The following is a 19,297-nucleotide window of genomic DNA, read 5'->3' as shown; positions in this document are numbered from 1 at the left end:
ACCACGCGGGACGATCATGCGGGCAGATGTGCAGCAAGTCGCGGACAACACCTATCTCGTACACGGCAGCAACACCAACTGGGTGATCCTGACCGAGGGGGACGCGGTCACGCTGATCGACACCGGGTACCCCGGTGACCGGGCCGGACTGCTCGCCTCGCTCGCGGAGGTCGGCAGTGCGCCGGAGGCGGTCGCGGCCGTACTGATCACCCACGCGCACACCGACCATCTGGGCAACGCCGAGTACCTGCGCACCACTTACGGCACGCCGATATACCTCCACGAGGCCGAAGTCCCGCACGCCCGCCGGGACTTCCTGCAGCAGGTGAGCGTCGGGACGGTCCTGCGCAACGGCTGGCGGCCCGGTGTGCTGCCCTGGGCAATCCACGCGATCCGCTCCGGCGGCACCGCGCACGTCCCGGTCACCTCCCCCGAGGCGTTCCCTTCGACGGGCCCGCTGGACCTGCCCGGCCGCCCCGTACCCGTGCACACGCCCGGCCACACCGACGGCCACTGCGCCTTCCACCTCCCGGACGCCGGTGCGGTCGTCGCGGGCGACGCCCTGGTGAGCGGGCACCCCACCTCCCGGGTCAAGGGCCCCCAGCTGCTGCCGGACATGTTCCACCACGAGCGGACCCGGGCCGTGGCCTCGCTGGCCGTGTTCGAAGGGCTCAAGGGCGACGTGCTGCTGCCCGGGCACGGGCCGTTGCACCGGGGCCCGGTGCGGGAAGCCGCTCTTCAGGCCAGGGAGCGCGCCGTCTAGGCTGGGCTGACGATCACCGCGAGGCGAGGACGAACGGCCCATGGCACTCCAGATCAGCGCGACGAATCCGGAGCACCCCGCCCTCCTGCTGGAGCTGCCCTGGCAGCTGCCGCTGGAGGAGTGGCCGGAGGAGATCCTGGTTCCGCTGCCGCGCGGTATCTCCCGGCACATCGTGCGCTACGCCCGGGCGGGCGAGGAGGTGATCGCCGTCAAGGAACTCGCCGAGCGCCCGGCCCTGCGCGAGTACGAGCTGCTGCGCGACCTGGACCGGCTCGGTATCCCCGCGGTCGACCCGCTCGCCGTGGTCACCGGGCGCGTCGACGCCGCCGGCGCCCCGCTGGAGTCGGTGCTGGTCACCCGGCATCTGCGTGGCTCGCAGCCGTACCGCTCGATGTTCGAGACGACGATGCGCCCGGCGACCATGCACCGGCTGATGGACGCGCTGGCCGTGCTGCTTGTGCGCCTGCACCTCGCCGGGTTCGCATGGGGCGACTGCTCGCTGTCCAACACGCTGTTCCGGCGCGACGCGGGCGCCTACGCCGCCTACCTGGTGGACGCCGAGACCGGCGATCTGCATCCGCGTCTCAGCGACGGCCAGCGCGACTACGACCTGGACCTCGCCCGGGTCAACATCAGCGGCGAGCTGCTGGACCTGGAGGCGTCCGGGGCGCTGCACCCCTCCGTCGACCCCGTCGAGTTCGGCACCGAGATCTGCGCCCGCTACCAGGGCCTGTGGCAGGAGCTGACCCGTACCTCCGTCTATCCGGCGGGCAAGTACCACTACATCGAACGCCGGATCCGCCGCCTGAACGAGCTCGGATTCGATGTGGCCGAGATGCAGATCGAGCACGCGACGCACGGCGACACGGTCACCTTCGTGCCCAAGGTCGTCGACGCCGGCCACCACCAGCGCCAGCTGCTGCGCCTGACGGGCCTGGACACCGAGGAGAACCAGGCCCGGCGGCTGCTGAACGACCTGGAGAGCTGGATGGCCACCCAGGACGACTACGCCCCGGGCGACCCTCCCGCAAGCTCTCAACTTCGTTCGAACAGGGGGGACCCCCATGGTGCCCGCCCGGAGGTACTCGCGCACCGCTGGGTGCGGGACGTCTTCCGGCCCACGGTGCGGGCGGTTCCGCCGGACCTGCGCGGCTCCATGGACCCGGCCGAGATCTACCACGAGCTGCTCGAACACCGCTGGTACCTGTCCGAGCACGCGCAGCACGACATCGGCCTGGACACGGCCGTCGAGGACTACATCAGCAACATCCTGCCCACGGCCCGGGAGACGCTGCGGCCGACCGTGTCCGACTGACTCAGTCGTGCGGGACCACGGCCACCGGGCAGTCCGCGAGATGCAGCATGCCGTGCGCCACCGAGCCGATCCGGGCACCCACGGCCGTACGGTGCACGCGGCGCCCCACGACCATCAGCTGGGCCCGCCCCGACACCGACAGCAGGACCTGCCCGCCGCTGCCCATCTCCACGTGCTCGACGACGGGGACGTCGGGGTAGCGCGCCCGCCACGGCCGCAGCGCCTCGCCCAGGGCCTCCTTCTCGTGCGGCTCCAGTCCGCCGGCCTCGTCGAGCATCTTCAGGGAGGCCGGGCTGTAGGCGAACAGCGGCGGCAGCGTCCAGGCCCGGACGGCACGCACGGTCGCGCCGCGCACCGCCGCCGTCTCGAAGGCGAACCCCAGGGCAGCGGCGCTGTCCTCGGGGTCGCCCTGCTGACCCACGACGATCTCGCGCCCGGCGGCCTCGCCGGACGGCTCGTCCCCGGCCCGTACGCGCACGACGGGCCGGGTGGCCCCGGCGATCACCTGCTGGCCGACGGAGCCCAGCAGGAACCCGACGACCCGGCCGTGGCCGCGCGACCCCAGCACCAGCATCTCGGACCCGCCCGCGGCGGCGATCAGCGTCTCGGCGGGCGGGCCCTCGACGACGTCGGTGGTCACCTCCAGGCCCGGGTGCCGCTCGGCGACGCCACGAACCACCTCCGCCAGTCCGTCGCGCACCCACTGGGCCTGGGTGTCCTCGTCCCCCACGTCGATCGCGTCGTGCGGCTGGAACCGCCAGGCGTGCACCACCCGCAGGGGGAGCCCCCGGCGGACGGCTTCACGTGCGGCCCACGCCAGCGCGGCGAGGCTCTCCTCCGATCCGTCCACCCCTGCGGTGATCGGGCGCGTCATTCCGGCTGCCTCCTCGTGTCACGGTCACATCCGTGGGGCCCAGTCTTCACTACGGCCCCGTGGCCCCGGCAGGCCGGTGGCTGACACCGGCAGGGTCCGGCATACCCGCGCGGAGCGGGGCGATCGAACATACGATGGGCAGGACCGGGCCGGTGCCGACGGCGAAACCGTGCCCTGACACCGGACTCTCGGGGTGGGAGACGTATGACACAGGCCGCCGAGGCAGCGCGGACCGTCATCCTGACCGTGGACGACGATCCCGGAGTCTCCCGGGCGGTCGCCCGCGATCTGCGGCGGCGCTACGGCGAGTCGCACCGGATCGTGCGCGCGGAGTCCGGCGAGTCCGCGCTGGAGGCGCTGCGCGAGCTGAAGCTGCGCGGCGACCTCGTCGCGGTGATCCTGGCCGACTACCGCATGCCGCAGATGAACGGCATCGAGTTCCTGGAACAGGCCCTGGACGTGTACCCGGGTGCGCGGCGGGTGCTGCTGACCGCGTACGCGGACACGAGCGCGGCGATCGACGCGATCAACGTCGTCGACCTCGACCACTACCTCCTCAAGCCCTGGGACCCGCCGGAGGAGAAGCTCTACCCGGTCCTCGACGACCTGCTGGAGGCGTGGCGGCGCAGCGACTACCGGCCGGTGCCCAGCACCAAGGTGGTCGGACACCGCTGGTCGGCGCGCTCCTCGGAGGTGCGCGAGTTCCTGGCCCGCAACCAGGTGCCCTACCGCTGGTACTCAGCCGAGGAGCCCGAGGGACAGCGGCTGCTGGCCGCCGCCGGGCACGACGGACAGCGGCTGCCGCTGGTGGTCACGCCCGACGGGACGCCCCTGGTGGCGCCGGAGGCACCCGAGCTGGCGGCGAGGGTCGGGCTGGCCACGACACCGACGGCCGACTTCTACGACCTGGTCGTCATCGGCGGCGGTCCCGCCGGGCTCGGCGCCGCCGTGTACGGGGCGTCGGAGGGCCTGCGGACCGTGCTGGTGGAGCGGTCGGCGACCGGCGGGCAGGCCGGGCAGAGTTCCCGCATCGAGAACTACCTCGGCTTCCCGGACGGCGTGTCGGGCGCCCAGCTCACCGACCGGGCCCGGCGGCAGGCGGCCAAGTTCGGCGCCGAGATCCTCACCGCGCGCGAGGTGACAGGGCTGGAGGTCAGCGGCGCCGCCCGGATCGTACGGTTCTCCGACGGGTCGGCGGTCGCCGCGCACAGCGTGATCCTCGCGACCGGCGTGTCCTACCGGCAGTTGCAGGCGCCGGGCTGCGAGGACCTCACGGGCTGCGGCGTGTACTACGGATCCGCGCTCACCGAGGCACCCGCGTGCCAGGGCCAGGACGTGTACATCGTCGGCGGCGCCAACTCCGCGGGGCAGGCGGCGATGTATCTGTCGCGGGGCGCGAAGTCCGTGACACTGCTGGTGCGCGGGGCGTCGCTGTCGGCGTCCATGTCGCACTACCTGGTCCAGCAGATCGAGGAGTCGCCGAACATCTCGGTGCGCCCCCGGACCGTCGTCGAGTCCGCGCACGGAGCCGGCCATCTGGAGCAGCTCACGCTGCGCGACATGGACAGCGGGCGGACCGAGAGCGTCGACGCCCAGTGGATGTTCGTGTTCATCGGAGCGGCCCCGCTGACGGACTGGCTGGATGCGACGGTGCTGCGGGACGAGCGCGGGTTCATCCTGGCGGGGCCCGACCTCACCGCCGACGGGCGGCCGCCGTCCGGCTGGGAGCTGGACCGGCCGCCGTACCACCTGGAGACCAATGTCCCCGGCGTGTTCGTGGCGGGCGACGCGCGCTCCGAGTCCGCCAAGCGTGTCGCGTCCGCCGTCGGAGAGGGAGCCATGGCCGTGATGCTCGTCCACCGCTATCTGGAGCAGTCATGAGCGGGCAGTTGATTCCGTGCGAGCCCGCCGAGATCGGCTCGCTGTTCCTGTTCGAGAAGCTGACGCCCGAGCAGCTCGGCCGGCTGTGCGGCGAGGGCCGGGTGGAACGGTTCGAGCCCGGGCCCGTGTACACCGAGGGTGACCCGGCGACCTGCTTCTACGTGATGATCGAGGGCACGGTCGTGCTGTACCGCAGGGTCGGCGGGGACGATGTGGAGGTGACCCGGACGTCCCAGCGCGGGGTGTACGCCGGGTCGATGCAGGCGTACCTGGGCGACCGGGTCCGGCAGGTGTACAACAACTCCATGCGCGTCACCGAGCCGACGCGGTTCTTCGTGCTGCCCGCGGACACGTTCGCCGACATCATGCAGGAGTGGTTCCCGATGGCGGTGCATCTGCTGGAGGGCCTGTTCTTCGGTTCGAAGAGCACCCAGCAGGCCATCGGGCAGCGCGAACGGCTCCTCGCGCTCGGCTCGTTGTCCGCCGGGCTCACACACGAGCTCAACAACCCCGCCGCGGCGGCCGTACGCGCGACCGCGACGCTGCGCGAGCGGGTCGGCAAGATGCGGCACAAGCTGGCGATCATCGCCCAGGGTTCGTACTCCCCCGAGGTGATGGCGAACCTCATCGATCTCCAGGAACGCACCGCCGAGCGGGTCGCCAAGGCGCCCACGCTCAGTCCGCTGGAGGCCGCCGACCGGGAGGACGCGGTCACCGACTGGCTCGACGACCACGACATCCCGGAGGGCTGGCGGATCGCGCCCACCTTCGTCCAGGCCGGTATCGACGTGGACTGGCTGGACCAGGTCGCGGCGGCGGTGGACGGTGAGATCCTGCCGAACGCGATCGGGTGGCTCAACTACACCGTCGAGACCGAACTGTTGATGGACGAGATCAACGACTCGACCACGCGCATCTCGCACCTCGTCGACGCCGCCAAGCAGTACTCCCAGCTCGACCGCGCGCCCTTCCAGAACGCCGATGTGCACGAACTCCTGGACAGCACCCTGCTGATGCTGTCGGGCAAGATCGGGCAGCGGATCGACGTCGTCAAGGACTACGACCGCACGCTGCCGAAGGTCCCGGCGTACCCGGCGGAGCTCAACCAGGTCTGGACGAACCTGATCGACAACGCGGTCGCGGCGATCAACAGCGCGGGCGGCGAAGGGACACTGACCGTGCGCACGGCGTCGGATCACGACCGGCTGCTGGTGGAGTTCCGCGACACGGGGGTGGGGATCCCGGCGGAGAACCGGGGGCGGATCTTCGACCCCTTCTTCACGACCAAGCCCGTGGGCGAGGGCACCGGGCTCGGCCTCGACATCTCCTGGCGGATCGTGACCAACAAGCATCACGGCACGATCCAGGTGGAGTCCGAGCCGGGCGACACCCGTTTCCAGGTGCTCCTTCCGTTCACGTCCGAGGAGGCTTCATGACCAGCGCGAACGGCATCGATCCCGGCGCGGCGCCGAGCGGCAGCGGCTGCAGCGAGTGCGACGAGGCCGGCGGTTGGTGGTTCCATCTGCGCCGGTGTGCGCAGTGCGGGCACGTGGGCTGCTGCGACAGCTCCCCCGCGAAGCACGCGACGGCACACTTCCGCGACACCGGGCACCCGTTGGTGCAGAGCTTCGAGCCGGGTGAGGCCTGGTACTGGAACTACGACACCAACGAGATGTTCGAGTCGGGGCCCGAGCTGGCTCCCCCGGCGAGCCATCCGGCGGACCAGCCGACGCCGGGGCCGGCGGGGCGGGTTCCGGCGGACTGGGCGAAGACGTTGCGCGCCTGACGGCTCGCGGCTTTCAGCTACAGCCCCGCGCCCCTGAGGTTGCCACAGTGACAGGATGTCTGCATGTCACAGGCCTCCTTCAGCACTCCGCTCATCGGGCGGGACGTCGAACTCGCCCGGCTCTCCGCGGTACTGGAGCGTGCCCGTTCCGGAGAAGCACAGGGTGTTCTCGTCGCCGGGGACGCCGGAGTGGGCAAGACCCGGGTGCTCGACGAGGTCGCCGGACGGGCCGCGGCGGACGGGATGACCGTGCTGACCGGGCACTGTGTCGACCTGGGCGACGTCGGGCTGCCGTATCTGCCGTTCACCGAGGTCCTCGGGGTGCTCGCGGGTGACGAGCGGTTCGCGGGCGTCCTCGAAGGGCATCCGGTCGTGGGCCGGTTGCTGGGCGGTGGCACGGACGCCGTGAGCGACCGGTTGCGGCTGTTCGAGGGCATCGCCGGGCTGCTGGCCGACCTGTCGGAGATCACGCCGGTGCTGCTCGTCCTGGAGGACCTGCACTGGGCCGACCAGTCGTCGCGGGACCTGCTGCGGTTCCTGCTGAGCCGGGGCATCCTCCAGCGGGCTGCCGGTGCGGCGCCAGGACACCGGCTGGCCGTGTTCGCGTCCTACCGCGCGGACGACCTGCATCGACGCCATCCGCTGCGGCCGCTCCTCGCCGAGCTGGTACGGCTCCCCGCGGTCGAGCGTCTGGAGCTGCGGCCCATGGCCGACGCCGAGGTGGCACGGCTGGTGCGGGCCGTGCAGGAACAGCCGCTCCCCGACACGACCGTGCGGCGGATCGTGGAGCGGGCCGAGGGCAACGCCTTCTACGCCGAGGAGCTGGTCGCCGCCACGGACACGGAGGCGGGCGGGGTGCCCAGCGGGCTGGCCGACGTCCTCCTGATCCGGTTCGAGCAGCTCTCCGACACCGCTCAGCAGGTGCTGCGTACGGCCGCGGTCGCCGGGCGGCGTGTCGAGCACGAGCTGCTGCGGGGTGCCGTGGGGATCCCGGAGGACGAGCTGGAGTCGGCGCTGCGCGAGGCCGTGGGGCGGCAGTTGCTGGTGCCGGGCGCCGGTGACACGTACGCGTTCCGGCACGCGCTGGCCCGCGAGGCGGTGTACGCCGATCTGCTGCCCGGTGAACGGGCCCGGCTGCACGGCGCGTTCGCCCGGCTGCTCGCGGGGCGCGGCCGGCCGGAGGAGACGGCTGCGGAGCGCGCGCACCACTACCGGGAGAGCCACGACCTGGCCGAGGCCCTCGCCGCCTCGCTGGAGGCCGCCTCGCACGCGCACCGGGTCGGCGCTCCGGCGGAGGAGCTGCGGCATCTGGAGACCGCGCTCGACCTGTGGTCGTCGGTGGAGCCGGCGGCGCGGCCCTCGGGCGAGGGCAACGACCGGGTGACCCTCACGCTGCGCGCTTCGGCCGCGGCCGCGCACGCCGGTGAGTCGCACCGGGCGGTCTCCCTGACCCGTTCCGCGCTCGCGGGCGTCGGCCAGGACACGGACGCCGAGCTCGCCGCCCGGGTCCGCTACACCCTCGCCGGCAATCTGCTCGGCGTGGACAGCCTGACCGCCGCCTACGCCTACAGCAGTGAGGCGCTCGCCCTGATCCCGGCGGACCCCCCGTCGCGGACGTGGGTGTGGGCGGCTGCCACGCATGTCATGGCCGCACGCCAGGTCGGCGAGGACGAGACCGCGCTGCGGATCGCCCGTGAGGCCCTGCGCACCGCGGAGGAGCTGGGGGTGACGGATGCCCAGGCGGATCTGCTGATCTCGCTGGCCGCGCTGGAGGCCGGCGGCCGGCGCACGCCGCGGGGCCGGGAACGGCTGCGGGAGGCCCGGGAGCTGGCGAGGACGTCGGGGAACGGGCCGGTGGAGATGCGGGCCCTGTTCAACCTCGCCGTCGGCTCCTTCGAGTCCGGTGACCTTCAGGAGTGCCTGCCATGGCTGGCGGAGGGCCTCGACCGGGCCCGGCGTGCGGGACTGCTGTCCTCGCCGTATCCGCTGGAGATGCGCTATCTGCGGCTGCTGGTGCTGTACGCGCTGGGCCGCTGGGACGAGTGCCTGAGCGTGGCATCTGCCGACGCCGAGGTGCTGCCCGCGGCGGGCGGCTTCACGGCCGGTCCGGCGCTGTACGTCGCCCTCGCGCGCGGCGATCTGCGGACCGCCGAACGCGCCGCCGCCCTGCTCAAGGGGCCGTTCGACTGGATGGGCACGCTCGTCGCGGGCATCGCGCTGACCGACGCCGCCGCGCTGCGCGGTGACGCGGAGGAGGCGGTGGAGCGGATGGGGACCGCCGTCGCTGCTCTCACCGACGACTTGGGCAGGCTGCCCGACGTCACGGTCCGGCTGGCCGCCCTCGCCCTGTCCGCGGTCGCCGACCGGGCCGCCGCACTGCGCCTGACCGGTGACGAGGAGGGTGCCCGCGGCTGGGCGGACACGGCGACCGAACTGGTCGAGCAGGCGCGGACGGCGGCCGTACGCGATGAGGTCGGCGTACCGCAGGGCCCGGAGGGCATGGCGTGGCTGGCTCGTGCGGAGGCGGAGTGGACGCGGGCCGTGCGCGGGCCGGACGCGGAGGCATGGGCGAGGGCGGTGGCCGCGTTCGACTACGGCGACGACTACGAGCGGGCCCGGTGCAGGCTGCGGCACGCCGAGGCCCTGCTGGTGGCGGACGACCGTGAGGCCGCGGGTGCCGAGGCCCGGGCCGCCCGGGAGACGGCGGCCCGGCTCGGTGCGACACCGCTGCTGGAGCGGGTGGACGCGCTGATCCGCCGCGGTCGTCTGGCGGAGGCCCGCGCCGACGGTTCCTCGCCGCTCACGGCCCGCGAGCAGGACGTCCTGCGGCTCCTCGCCGTCGGCCGCAGCAACCGGCAGATCGGCGAGGAGCTGTACATCACCGGCAAGACGGCGAGCGTCCATGTCTCCAACATCCTCGCCAAGCTGGGCGCCGCGAGCCGTACCGAGGCGGTCGCGGTCGCCTATCGGGAGGGTCTGATCACCCGTGAGGAGACGGTGGGCTGACCCGCCGTCGCGCGGATCAGCCGGTGGGGTCGCAGTCCAGGGCGGTCAGGTCGACGGCGTCGGCCATCGCCTGCATGCCCTTGTCGTTGGGGTGTATGTGGTCGCCGCCGTCGAGGGCGGGCAGCATCTTCTCCTGGTCGTAGGGGCTGCGCAGGATGCGGTCGAAGTCGGTGACGGCGTCGAACTCGCCGCTGGTGCGGATGAAGGTGTTGACCTCCTGGCGTACGGCCTCGCCGGCCTGGTCCCATTCGTGCCAGCCCTTGAACGGGCCGACGGTCGCGCCGACGACGCACTTGCCGGCCGCGTGCGCCCGGTCGACGATCTCGCGGTAGCCCTCGATGAGGTCGTCGGCCGTGACGCCGGTGTGGGCCTTGATGTCGTTGACGCCCTGGAAGAGGAACACGGTCCGCACGCCCGGCTGGGACAGCACGTCGCGCTCCAGCCGGTTCAGGGAGCTCTGACCGGCGCCGTCCGCGAGGACCTGGTTCCCGGAGATCCCCTCGTTGGCGACGCCCTTGACCGCGGTGTCCGACTTCTGGAGCCGACGGGCGAGGTAGTCGGGCCAGCGGCGGTTCACATCAAAGGTCGACTGCCAGCCGTCGGTGATGGAGTCGCCGAGGGCGACCACGGCGCCGGTGCCCTTGGGGGCCTGCACGGAGACGGCGTCGAGGTAGAACCAGGACCCGGTCGGGATGGTCCAGGCGGTGCCGCTGTCCTCGGCGGTGTGGTCGCCCTGGGTGGCGTACGACGTCTGCAGCGCCATCCAGTGCCCGCTCGCCGGGCCGGCCGCGTCCGGGCTGTGCAGGCTGACCACGAGGTTGGACGCGGTGGGCAGCTTCCCGGGCAGCGGGTCGCTCCACACGGTGGCGCCGGCCGGCACGGTCACGGTGCGCTCGCCGCCGAAGGCCAGGCGCCGGTTGGTGCCCGGCCGCAGTTCGGCGCCCTGCTTCTGGAGGCCCGCGTAGGCGCTGTCGAAGGTGATCGGCCGGTCGCCGAAGGCGTTGGAGAGCCGGACCCGGACGCCGGTGCCGCCGACGCTGGTGTGCACGACGAGCCGGTAGCTGCGGCCTGCGACACCGTCGCCCAGCCGGTCCGCGCTCGCCGCCCAGGTGACGACGCCGCTCGGGCCGCCGGTCGCCTCGCCGGGCGCGGACTGGCAGGCGACGACCGTGAACAGGACAGCGGCCAGGGGCAGTTTGGATCTCACCGGGCGAAGTCCTTCAGGGTCACGGACTGGCCGGGCCGCAGCGAGACCGTGCGGGAGTCCTTGCCGTGGGCGACCGTCGTGGTGCGGCCGCCGACGCTGCGGATCCGCGCCTCGGTCGGCTTGCCGTCCCGCCAGTGCAGGTCGGCCTCGAAGCCGCCGCGCACGGGGACGCCCTCGACGAAGCCCGATGCGGCCCAGGCGTCCGGGAGGGCCGGGAGGAGTTCGACGTGTCCGGGCCGGGAGTACACCAGCATCTCGACCATGGCGGCGGGGGTGCCGAAGTTGGCGTCGATCTGGAAGATGCCCCGGCCGCGCTCCACCTCGTAGATGTCGAAGAGGTTGAAGGCCGTGCCGTTGCTGCCGTCGGTGGAGGGGCGGAGGTTGTTGACGATGAGCTGGTAGGCGTTGCCGGCGTTCTTGAGGCGGGCCCAGCACAGGCTGCGCCAGGCGTTGGCCCAGCCGAAGCTCTCCATGCCGCGTGCGGTGAGCAGCGCGGTGGCACCGGCGACGAGGTCGGCCGGGGTGGATCCGTCGGGGCGGATGCGGTCGCCCGGGAACAGGTTGATCAGCGGGGACAGGTGGCGGTGCGTGGTCTCTCCCAGGTTGTCCGACGACATCCACTCCTCCAGCCAGCCGCTGGCAGGGCTGACGTGCGGCAGGTACAGCTTTCTGCGCAGTGCGGCGACGGTGTCCGCGAAGCCTGCGTCCCGCCGGAGCTCGGCGGCCGCGGTGCAGTAGTTCCCGAACAGTGTCCACACGACTTCCTGAGCATAGGTGATGCCCTTGGCGTCCTGCGGGCCGTGTTCCGGGGACCAGTCGCTGTCGTCGACGAGCACCTCCTTGGAGGTGCCGGGGAGGGTGATGGTGAGCAGTCGCGCCTCCCAGAACTCGCAGGCGCCCTTGAGGAGGGGGTAGATCTTCGCCAGGTACTCGCGCGAGCCGGTGTACTCGTAGTGCTCCCACAGGGTGGTGCACAGCCAGGCGTTGCCCGCCGGGTGCCACCACCAGCCGCTGCCGCCGTAGGGGTTGGTGGAGAAGGCGACGGCCCAGCCGGCGTTCCTGCCGCTGGAGTTGCGGTAGCGGTTGCGCGGGTCGTTGTACAGGCGGCGGGTGAGGTCGTTCCAGGACGGCAGCTGGGCGACGCAGTAGTCGGTGAAGGCGTCGAAGCACGGGGACAGGCCCGTGCGGTCGGCCATCCAGTAATTCATCTGGATGTTGATGTCGGTGTGGTAGTCGCCCATCCAGTCCGGGTCGTTGCCGTCCAGCCACAGGCCCTGCAGGCCCAGCGGGAGGCTGCCGCGGGAGCCGCAGATCATCAGGTAGCGGCCGAACTGCAGGTAGGCCGCCTCCAGTTCGGGATCGGGCTCGGGGTCACGGCTGCGGGCGTGCAGGCGCTCCCAGGTGTCGAGTTCGCGCTGCTCGGCGGAGGACGTGCCGAGGGAGAGGCCGAATCGTCCGTACAGGGTGCGGTAGTCGGCGACATGCGTGCGCCGCAGGGCGTCGGCGGACTCCGCGGCGGTGGCGCGGACCTTCGTGCGGGCGAGTCGCTCGGGGTCGAGCGAGGGGTCGCGGAAGCCGGAACCGGCATCGGGCGCGTAGTTGGTTCCGGCGGTGACCACGACGGTGAGGTCCTTGCAGCCGGTGAAGTCGATGCGGGTCCCGTCGACGGTGACCTTGCCTCCGGTGCCGCGGGCTTTGACGGCGGCACCGTAGCGCAGGCCGTTGGGGAGGGTCGCGGCGAAGGAGTCGGCGGCGGTGGGGTGTTCGCCGTGGGTGCCGGTGAGGGTGATGGTGCCGGTGTAGCGGCCGCCGCCGCTCTGGGTGAAGCGCAGCACGATGACGTCGTCGGGCCGGCTGGCGTACAGCTCCCGCCGGTAGGTGATGCCGGAGCGGACGTAGGAGCTGGTGACCAGGCCCTGGGCGAGGTCGAGCGTGCGACGGTAGCCGCTCACGCCGCCGAGGTCGTGGTCGGGGATGTCGACGGTGAGCTCGGCCAGCAGGGTGAACGAGCCGAAGTCGTCGCGGCCGTAGGGGAACTGGCCGTCCTGGTCGAGGGTGTCGTTGAGGCCGCCGGTCCACATGGTGGCGTCGGTGATCAGGAGGAGTTCGCGGCCGGGGTCGTTGCTCGCGAGGGCGCCGATGCGGCCGTTGCCGACGGGCAGGCCCTGTTCGATGAGCGAGCCCTTGTCGCCCGGTGCCTGCCACCACAGCCGGTGGCGTGCGGCGTCGGCGGGCAGCGGGACTTCGGCGGGGCGGGCGGGTGCGGCGGTGGCGGTGAAGGCGGGCAGCGTGCCGAGGGCGGCGGTGAGGCCCGCGGTGGTGGCGAGGGAGAGGACGGTTCTTCTGCTCGGCTCGTTCGGGCTGGTGTCCATGTGCGGCTCCGGGGTCGTCCGGGCCGGGGCCCGGCGCGCGGCCGGGCCCCGGCGGGGGGAGATCAGAGGGACTTCGGTACGTCGATCCGGTCGATGTCCGGCGCGTAGCCGGTGCCGCTGTCGAAGGTGACGGTGTTGGTCCCGGCCTTGAGCTTCACCGGCACGTAGACGCTGTTGACGGTCCCCCAGTCACCGGTGGAGGGGAGCTTGTGCGAGGTGGCGCCGCCGTCGCCCGCGGAGACGAGGACCGAGCGGGCGTCACCGCTGACGTAGGCGACCTTGATCTGGTAGATGCCGGCCTTGGCCACCACGACGTCGTTGACGGTGACCTTGCCGCCGACGTAGAGGTTGCCGACCTTCTTGCCGCCGGAGCAGGCGGAGCAGTCGGCCACGGAGGCGTTGCCGCTCAGCGTGTTGGAGCCGGCTTCGGCCTCGTACGCGGTCCAGGCGAGGTCGGTGCCGCGCGGGGTGACGGTGAACAGGCGGGAGCCGTGGGCCGGGAGGGCCTGGGTGATCTTGTCGGTGTAGGTGCCGAGGCCTTCCTTGTTCCACACGTCGCGCACGGCGGCCTTGCCCTTGAAGCCGAGGGCCTGCCAGTTCGCGGTCACCGAGGCGGGTGCGTCGGCGAGGTTGAACAGGGCCACGGTGTAGGTGCCGTCGGGGTTCTTCGCGGCCCACACCTGCTGCGGGTCGGAGGCGGTGACCGGCTCGGCGGGCGGGGCGCTGCTCTGGTTGATCTCGATGACCTCGCGGTTGGTCAGCAGCGACAGGCCGTAGGAGTCGAGCCTGGTGAGGTCGTCGCCGGTGAACAGCGGGGACTTGGCGATGGCCCAGAGGGTGGCGTAGCTCTGTCGTTCGGCCCTGGTGAGGCCGTCCATCTCGCCGTTGCCGACGTTGAGGGAGTCGAGGTCGTTCCAGCCGCCGGGGCCGGCGTGGTCGGTCCAGGCGGGGGCGTCGTCCCAGCGGTCGTCGACCGAGTTCTCCCAGGTGACCAGGGTGTTGCAGTAGCACTCGACGTCGGTGTCGATGCGCCAGCCGTTGGAGTACTTCTTCCAGTCCGCGACGTGCCCGTAATCCAGGGACCAGGACAGTTCCAGGTGGATCGGGCGGCCGGCCGTCCTGATGGCCTTCTGCCAGGCGGCGACGTCGGCGACGTTGTCGTAGTTGTCGCCGTTCTTGAACGAGCCGGGGCCGACGCCGTCGAGCTTCAGGAAGTCGTATCCCCAGTCGGCGAACATCTGCGCCTGGGAGTCGATGTACTTCTGCGCGCAGGGATCCGAGAAGTCGATCTTGTAGGCGCTGTCCCAGCCGTTGGTGGTGCGCAGGTCGTCGTGGACGATGTCGCCTGTGGTGCAGCCCTCGGCGTTCCAGATGGGGTTCTTGCCGTCGTTGTACGCCCCCTTCTCCAGGCCGACCGGGAGGTAGATGCCGGCTTTCAGGCCCTTGGCGTGGATGCGGTCGGCGACGGCCTTCATGCCGCTGGGGAAGCGCACCGGGTCGGCCTTCTGCCGGCCGTACTCGTCGAACCGCGACTTCCAGGACCAGTCCATCCACCAGCCGGCGTCTATGTTGACGTACTCGTAGCCGTACTTCTTGAGCTTGGCGGCCATGGCGTCGGTCTGCTTGATGACGTTGGCCTCGGACAGGTAGCTGTAGTCGCCCTTCGGGTTGAGGCCCGGGTACCTCGACGACTGCATGGTCCAGCTGGTCCAGCCCATGTAGGGCTTGGCGGCCACTTCGGTGCCGGCCGGGGCGGCCGGGGGCGTGGTGGTCTCGGCCTGCGCGGCGGGGACGGCGGCGGTGACACCGGCGGTGAGGGCCAGGACCACCACGGCTCTCAGGGCGCGTGCGGGCATGGCGGAGTACGAGGATGACCTCATGGGTCGGGCCTCCCTGGGTTGGTTCAGCGGCTCTGGCGCTGGTCGTCGGCTCGGATGAAGGACTGGATCGCGGTGGCCGCGGCCCCGCGCGCCCACTCCTCGAAGGGCAGTGGGCGGGTCTGTACATCGCACTGGGCGGCGGTGCCGAACGCTGCCGCGGCGAACGCGTCGCGGATCTGTTCGGCGAACAGGTCGTAGGCGGCGAGGCCCTCGCCGGAGATGATCACCCGCTCGGGTCCGAGCAGGTTGGCCACGGTGGCGATGCCCCGGCCGATCGCCTCGCCCGCGCGGGCGTAGGCCTCACGGGCTCCGGCGTTCCCCCGGTGGGCGAGCGCTGCCGCCTCGGCGGTGTCGGCGACCTCGACACCGGTGCTCTCGCGGATCCGCCGGACGATCGCGGCGTCCCCGGCGATCGCCTCCACGCAGCCGCGGTTGCCGCAGTGGCAGGGCGGGCCGGCCGGGTCGACAGTCACGTGCCCGATCTCCCCGGCCACGCCGTGCGCCCCGGCGACGACCCGGCCGTGCACCACGAGGCCGCAGCCGATGCCGGCACCGACGGTCACCACGGCGAAGTCGGACAGTCCGACTCCGGCGCCGAACCACTGCTCGGCGACGGTGAGGGCCCGTACGTCGTTGTCGACGGTGACCGGCAACCCGGTGGTGGTGGCGGCGAGTTCGGCGAGGGGCACGTCCCGCCACTCCAGGAACGGCGAGTAGCGGACGACTCCGGCGCCGCGCTCCACGTCTCCGGAGACGGCGATGCCGAGGCCGAGGACCGGGACGCCGAGCTCGCCGGCCTCCGCGAGGAGGGTGCCCGTGAGTTCGGCGAGGGAGGCCAGCACGCTCCCCGGCTCCCGGTCGGGGAGCGGGGCGTGGCGGGCGACGCGGATGCGGCAGCACAGGTCGGTGAGCACGCCGATGACCTCGTCACCGGTCACTTTCAGGCCGATGAACAGCGCCCGTCCCCCGTCGACCCGTACCGGGTTGGCGGGGCGGCCGAGCGCGGGGCGGGCGGTCTCGTCCACGTCTTCCACCAGGTAGCCGGCCTCTATCAGGGGCCGTACCGCCTTGGTGACGGCCGCCGGGGACAGTCCCGCGCGCCGGGCCACCTCCAGACGGGTGAGGGGCCCGTGACTGAGGACGGTGGTGAAGATCTGCGAGGCGGCCGGCGTGTTGGCCGGAAACGTCTCGGTGCGGTGGATCGAGGGCATGACCGGAACCTAGAGCGCTTATTTTCTGTCGTCAATAAAAGAAGCAGGATTCGTTCGAGGGCTCCGGATCCGGCCGTTCGAGGACTCCTACCCGGTGATCGAGGTCTGTCCAACTGTGCGTCGTCCGTGGCGATGTGACGGGATGCGAGAAGGTTGCCCCGCACGCAGATGATCGTTCTCGTATCGGCAGCACATCGGTATCGGCAGCACGTCGAAGGAAACGGGAGGAACCCGCATGGTCTCAGCAGCGGTGGTCAGAGGTACGGCGGTGACGGCGGCCCTCGTGTCGCTCCTGACGGTCCCCGCGCAGGCCGCACCCCTGAAGCCCGGCACCACGAGGGCCGGTGCCCCGGCCCCGGACGTCACGGGTCTGTGGAACGTCCTGCGCACGGCGCAGCGCAACGGCGCGCCCGGCGCGATGGCGCGTCTGCAGGACCGCGACACGGTCCACTGGGCGGCCGTCGGCGTCGCCGACCGGAAGACCGGACGGGCTCTCAGCAACTCGGACCGGTTCCGCATCGGCAGCATCACCAAGGTCTTCTCGGCGGTCGTCCTGCTGCAACTGGCCGAGGAGAAGAAGCTGACGCTCGACGCCCCGGTCGACCGCTATCTGCCGGGGCTGCTGCCCGACAAGCGCATCACGGTGCGCCATGTGCTCAGCCACCGCAGCGGCCTGTACGACTACACCAACGACATGTTCGCCCGGACGGTTCCCGGCTTCGAGGCGGTCCGCAAGAAGGTCTTCACCTACCGTCAGCTGGTGAACCGCTCCTTGGCCAAGCCGCGGACCACCAAGCCGGGCGGGGCGTACTCGTACTCCAACACCAACTTCGTCGTCGCGGGCATGCTCATCGAGAAGCTGACCGGGCGCCCGGTGGCGACCGAGTACCGCGACCGGATCATCGAGCCGCTGATGCTGACCGACACCTTCTACGTGCACCCCGGCACGAAGATCCCCGGCCGGTACGCCCGCGGCTATCTCACCCCGGACACCGCGGGCGCGGCGCTCGTCGACGCCACCGAGCAGACGGCGTCCTGGGCGCAGAGCGCGGGCGCGGTCATCTCCAGCACCCGGGACCTCAACACCTTCCTGTCGGCGCTGCTCGGCGGCCGGCTGACCTCCAAGGCGCAGCTGGCCCAGATGCAGCGCTGGGTGCCGGCGGGCACGACCACGGCGTACGGACTGGGGCTGCGGCGGCGCGATCTGCCGTGCGGGGTCTCCGTCTACGGCCACACCGGCGCCGTACAGGGCTACTACTCCTACGCGTTCGCGTCCAAGGACGGCAAGCGCAGCCTGGCCGCGGTCGCCACCGCCTCCAACAACGGCACGCTGCACAACACGATGCTGCGCACGCTGGAGTCCGCCTTCTGCGGCAAGCCGACGAAGAAGGCGCGGCCCGCCGCGACGCCCGTCGAACGGCACGAGGAGATCGCGCCGGACCACACGCTCAACCTCGACGACGAGGACTGACGTCGCACGTCGGGTGGGAACCCTCGGGATCCGGTGTGCGTTTTGCGGACATCCCCACCGGATCCCGAACGACCCACCAGGACGGCCCGATGAGCGAGTTGGTCCCCGGGGGCAACCTGCCCCTCCCGGGCGGCGGCGTGACCGTCCGGGTGCCCGGCCCCTTCGACGTGTCCGCACTCGTCACCGACGACAGCGGCAAGGTGCGGGGCGACGCCGACTTCGTGTTCTACAACCAGCCGTCCGCGCCGGGCGCACGCCTGCACGGCGACACGCTGACCGTCGACCCGCCGCGGCTGCGCTCCGGGGCGACCCGGGTCACGGTGGTCGTCAGCCCGGCCGACCCCGGCACTCCCCTGGGCCGGCTGCCCGCACCGGTGCTCCAGGTCACCGACGCGGGCGGGCGCCCGATCGCCCGGTTCGCCCCGCCGCGCCCTGGGCCGGAGACCGTGCTGCTGCTCGCCGAGGTCTACCGGCGCGGCGACGGCTGGAAGCTGCGGGCCCTCGGGCACGGGTACGCGGACGGACTGGCGGGGCTCGCGCGCGACTTCGGGGTGGACGTGATCGAGGACGCCACGCCCTCGCCGGCCGGGCGGACGGCCGTCCCTCCCATGCCCGGTGTTCCGCCGATGCCCACGACACGCTCCACGATGCAGACGCTGGCCGGCCTGACCGTCCCGGACCTTCCCTCCCTCGATCCGGACGGCTTCCTGGGGCTGGTCAACTCCGCCCGGGCAGGCGTCGGTTCGCCGCCCGTCGCCCTCGACTCCCGACTCGCCTCCGCCGCGCGGGCCCACGCCTGCGCGATGGCCGCGGCCGGCCGGCTCGGCGTCGAGGGCGGCGACGGCGTCTCCGTGTACCAGCGCCTCACCGCCACCGGATACGCGTACACGACCGTCGGCGAGCACCTGGTCTCCGGTCCGCGCACCCCGGCCGAGTTCGTCGCGTACTGCCTGCGCACCGAAGGCGCTCGCCGCACCCTGCACGACGCGGCCTTCACGCACGCCGCCGTGGCGTCGGTCAGCGGCGGCCGCTCCGGCGACATGTACTGGACGGCGCTGTGGGCCAGGCCGCTCGCGCCGGGCGATCTGCCCCGTACCGCTGCCGAGGTCGTCGACCTGACCAACCGGGAACGGGTCAGGGCCGGGCTGCGCCCGCTGTCCGCCGATCCCTCGCTGACCACGGCCGCGCAGTCCTACAGCGCCGACATGGCGGCCCGTGCCTTCTACTCCCACACCTCGCCCGAGGGGACCCAGCCGTGGGACCGGGCAGCCGCGGCGGGCTCCCGGATGCGCGCGATCGGCGAGAACATCGCGTGCGGCCAGCGCTCCCCCGCCGAGGTCGTGGAAGGCTGGATGAACAGCCCGGGACACCGCGCCAACATCCTCAAGCGCGACTTCACCCACATAGGCATCGGCTTCGCGGGCGGCGGCCCGGCGGGCACGTACTGGACACAACTCTTCGGCGGCTGACAAATCGGGGCCGCGACACGCCGCGATCTAGGCGGAACGGTGCCGTCCGGGACACGATGCCC

The 19,297-nt window shown here is 72.1% G+C and carries 13 protein-coding genes; 8 read left to right on the top strand and 5 right to left on the bottom strand.

Going from position 1 to position 19,297, the window contains the following annotated elements:
- The first annotated feature begins 16 nt into the window (after positions 1–16).
- Together AC3ETA_RS31860 and AC3ETA_RS31855 are read left to right on the top strand one after the other, a co-directional pair.
- The gene (locus AC3ETA_RS31860) at positions 17–763 is read left to right on the top strand and encodes an MBL fold metallo-hydrolase (protein WP_432196352.1); all 747 of its coding nucleotides are present in this window, start codon (positions 17–19) and stop codon (positions 761–763) included.
- A gap of 40 nt (positions 764–803) precedes the next feature.
- Complete coding sequence (locus AC3ETA_RS31855) at positions 804–2,078, top strand: DUF4032 domain-containing protein (RefSeq protein ID WP_432196351.1); 1,275 nt, start codon at positions 804–806, stop codon at positions 2,076–2,078.
- A gap of 1 nt (position 2,079) precedes the next feature.
- On the opposite strand, the gene AC3ETA_RS31850 is transcribed toward AC3ETA_RS31855, so the two are convergent.
- The gene (locus tag AC3ETA_RS31850; protein WP_432196350.1) at positions 2,080–2,952 is read right to left on the bottom strand and encodes a universal stress protein; all 873 of its coding nucleotides are present in this window, start codon (positions 2,950–2,952) and stop codon (positions 2,080–2,082) included.
- A 204-nt stretch (positions 2,953–3,156) separates the two neighbouring features.
- Between AC3ETA_RS31850 and AC3ETA_RS31845 the strand changes: the two genes are divergently transcribed.
- The 4 genes from AC3ETA_RS31845 (at position 3,157) to AC3ETA_RS31830 (ending at position 9,625) form a co-directional block, all read left to right on the top strand.
- Entirely contained in the window at positions 3,157–4,833 is a 1,677-nt protein-coding gene (locus AC3ETA_RS31845; RefSeq protein ID WP_432196349.1) for an NAD(P)/FAD-dependent oxidoreductase, read from the top strand.
- Entirely contained in the window at positions 4,830–6,269 is a 1,440-nt protein-coding gene (locus AC3ETA_RS31840) for an ATP-binding protein (protein ID WP_432196348.1), read from the top strand. Before AC3ETA_RS31845 ends, AC3ETA_RS31840 begins: the two co-directional genes overlap by 4 nt.
- A complete protein-coding gene (locus AC3ETA_RS31835; RefSeq protein WP_432196347.1) occupies positions 6,266–6,619 on the top strand; it encodes a UBP-type zinc finger domain-containing protein in 354 nt (117 codons plus the stop codon). The genes AC3ETA_RS31840 and AC3ETA_RS31835 overlap by 4 nt, the downstream gene beginning before the upstream one ends.
- A 63-nt stretch (positions 6,620–6,682) precedes the next feature.
- Entirely contained in the window at positions 6,683–9,625 is a 2,943-nt protein-coding gene (locus AC3ETA_RS31830) for an ATP-binding protein (protein ID WP_432196346.1), read from the top strand.
- A 16-nt stretch (positions 9,626–9,641) separates the two neighbouring features.
- On the opposite strand, the gene AC3ETA_RS31825 is transcribed toward AC3ETA_RS31830, so the two are convergent.
- From AC3ETA_RS31825 to AC3ETA_RS31810, 4 genes are all read right to left on the bottom strand, one after another.
- Entirely contained in the window at positions 9,642–10,802 is a 1,161-nt protein-coding gene (locus AC3ETA_RS31825; RefSeq protein WP_432196369.1) for an SGNH/GDSL hydrolase family protein, read from the bottom strand.
- A gap of 26 nt (positions 10,803–10,828) precedes the next feature.
- On the bottom strand, positions 10,829–13,204 hold the full coding sequence (locus AC3ETA_RS31820) for a glycosyl hydrolase family 95 catalytic domain-containing protein (protein WP_432196345.1): 2,376 nt from the start codon (positions 13,202–13,204) through the stop codon (positions 10,829–10,831).
- A gap of 62 nt (positions 13,205–13,266) precedes the next feature.
- Positions 13,267–15,084, bottom strand: a complete 1,818-nt coding sequence (locus AC3ETA_RS31815) for an alpha-galactosidase D (RefSeq protein ID WP_432196344.1) — start codon at positions 15,082–15,084, stop codon at positions 13,267–13,269.
- Positions 15,085–15,107: 23 nt separating this feature from the next.
- The gene (locus AC3ETA_RS31810; RefSeq protein WP_432196343.1) at positions 15,108–16,295 is read right to left on the bottom strand and encodes an ROK family transcriptional regulator; all 1,188 of its coding nucleotides are present in this window, start codon (positions 16,293–16,295) and stop codon (positions 15,108–15,110) included.
- A gap of 235 nt (positions 16,296–16,530) precedes the next feature.
- Here AC3ETA_RS31810 and AC3ETA_RS31805 point away from each other — a divergent pair, with 235 nt between their 5' ends.
- Both AC3ETA_RS31805 and AC3ETA_RS31800 read left to right on the top strand, forming a co-directional pair.
- The gene (locus tag AC3ETA_RS31805) at positions 16,531–17,766 is read left to right on the top strand and encodes a serine hydrolase domain-containing protein (RefSeq protein ID WP_432196342.1); all 1,236 of its coding nucleotides are present in this window, start codon (positions 16,531–16,533) and stop codon (positions 17,764–17,766) included.
- 89 nt (positions 17,767–17,855) lie between these two features.
- On the top strand, positions 17,856–19,235 hold the full coding sequence (locus AC3ETA_RS31800) for a CAP domain-containing protein (protein ID WP_432196341.1): 1,380 nt from the start codon (positions 17,856–17,858) through the stop codon (positions 19,233–19,235).
- Positions 19,236–19,297 lie beyond the last annotated feature (62 nt).

It is taken from the genome of Streptomyces sp. bgisy027, from assembly GCF_057710365.1.
Note: the sequence above shows the minus strand (reverse complement) of the source record. Positions and strands in the feature narration are given on the sequence as shown.

What these genes read in the sequence shown, in the direction of transcription:
- AC3ETA_RS31860 (WP_432196352.1), top strand. Translation starts at nt 17, where the DNA reads ATGCGGGCAGATGTGCAGCAAGTCGCGGACAACACCTATCTCGTACAC.
- AC3ETA_RS31855 (WP_432196351.1), top strand. Translation starts at nt 804, where the DNA reads ATGGCACTCCAGATCAGCGCGACGAATCCGGAGCACCCCGCCCTCCTG.
- AC3ETA_RS31850 (WP_432196350.1), bottom strand. Translation starts at nt 2,952, where the DNA reads ATGACGCGCCCGATCACCGCAGGGGTGGACGGATCGGAGGAGAGCCTC.
- AC3ETA_RS31845 (WP_432196349.1), top strand. Translation starts at nt 3,157, where the DNA reads ATGACACAGGCCGCCGAGGCAGCGCGGACCGTCATCCTGACCGTGGAC.
- AC3ETA_RS31840 (WP_432196348.1), top strand. Translation starts at nt 4,830, where the DNA reads ATGAGCGGGCAGTTGATTCCGTGCGAGCCCGCCGAGATCGGCTCGCTG.
- AC3ETA_RS31835 (WP_432196347.1), top strand. Translation starts at nt 6,266, where the DNA reads ATGACCAGCGCGAACGGCATCGATCCCGGCGCGGCGCCGAGCGGCAGC.
- AC3ETA_RS31830 (WP_432196346.1), top strand. Translation starts at nt 6,683, where the DNA reads ATGTCACAGGCCTCCTTCAGCACTCCGCTCATCGGGCGGGACGTCGAA.
- AC3ETA_RS31820 (WP_432196345.1), bottom strand. Translation starts at nt 13,204, where the DNA reads ATGGACACCAGCCCGAACGAGCCGAGCAGAAGAACCGTCCTCTCCCTC.
- AC3ETA_RS31815 (WP_432196344.1), bottom strand. Translation starts at nt 15,084, where the DNA reads ATGAGGTCATCCTCGTACTCCGCCATGCCCGCACGCGCCCTGAGAGCC.
- AC3ETA_RS31810 (WP_432196343.1), bottom strand. Translation starts at nt 16,295, where the DNA reads ATGCCCTCGATCCACCGCACCGAGACGTTTCCGGCCAACACGCCGGCC.
- AC3ETA_RS31805 (WP_432196342.1), top strand. Translation starts at nt 16,531, where the DNA reads ATGGTCTCAGCAGCGGTGGTCAGAGGTACGGCGGTGACGGCGGCCCTC.
- AC3ETA_RS31800 (WP_432196341.1), top strand. Translation starts at nt 17,856, where the DNA reads ATGAGCGAGTTGGTCCCCGGGGGCAACCTGCCCCTCCCGGGCGGCGGC.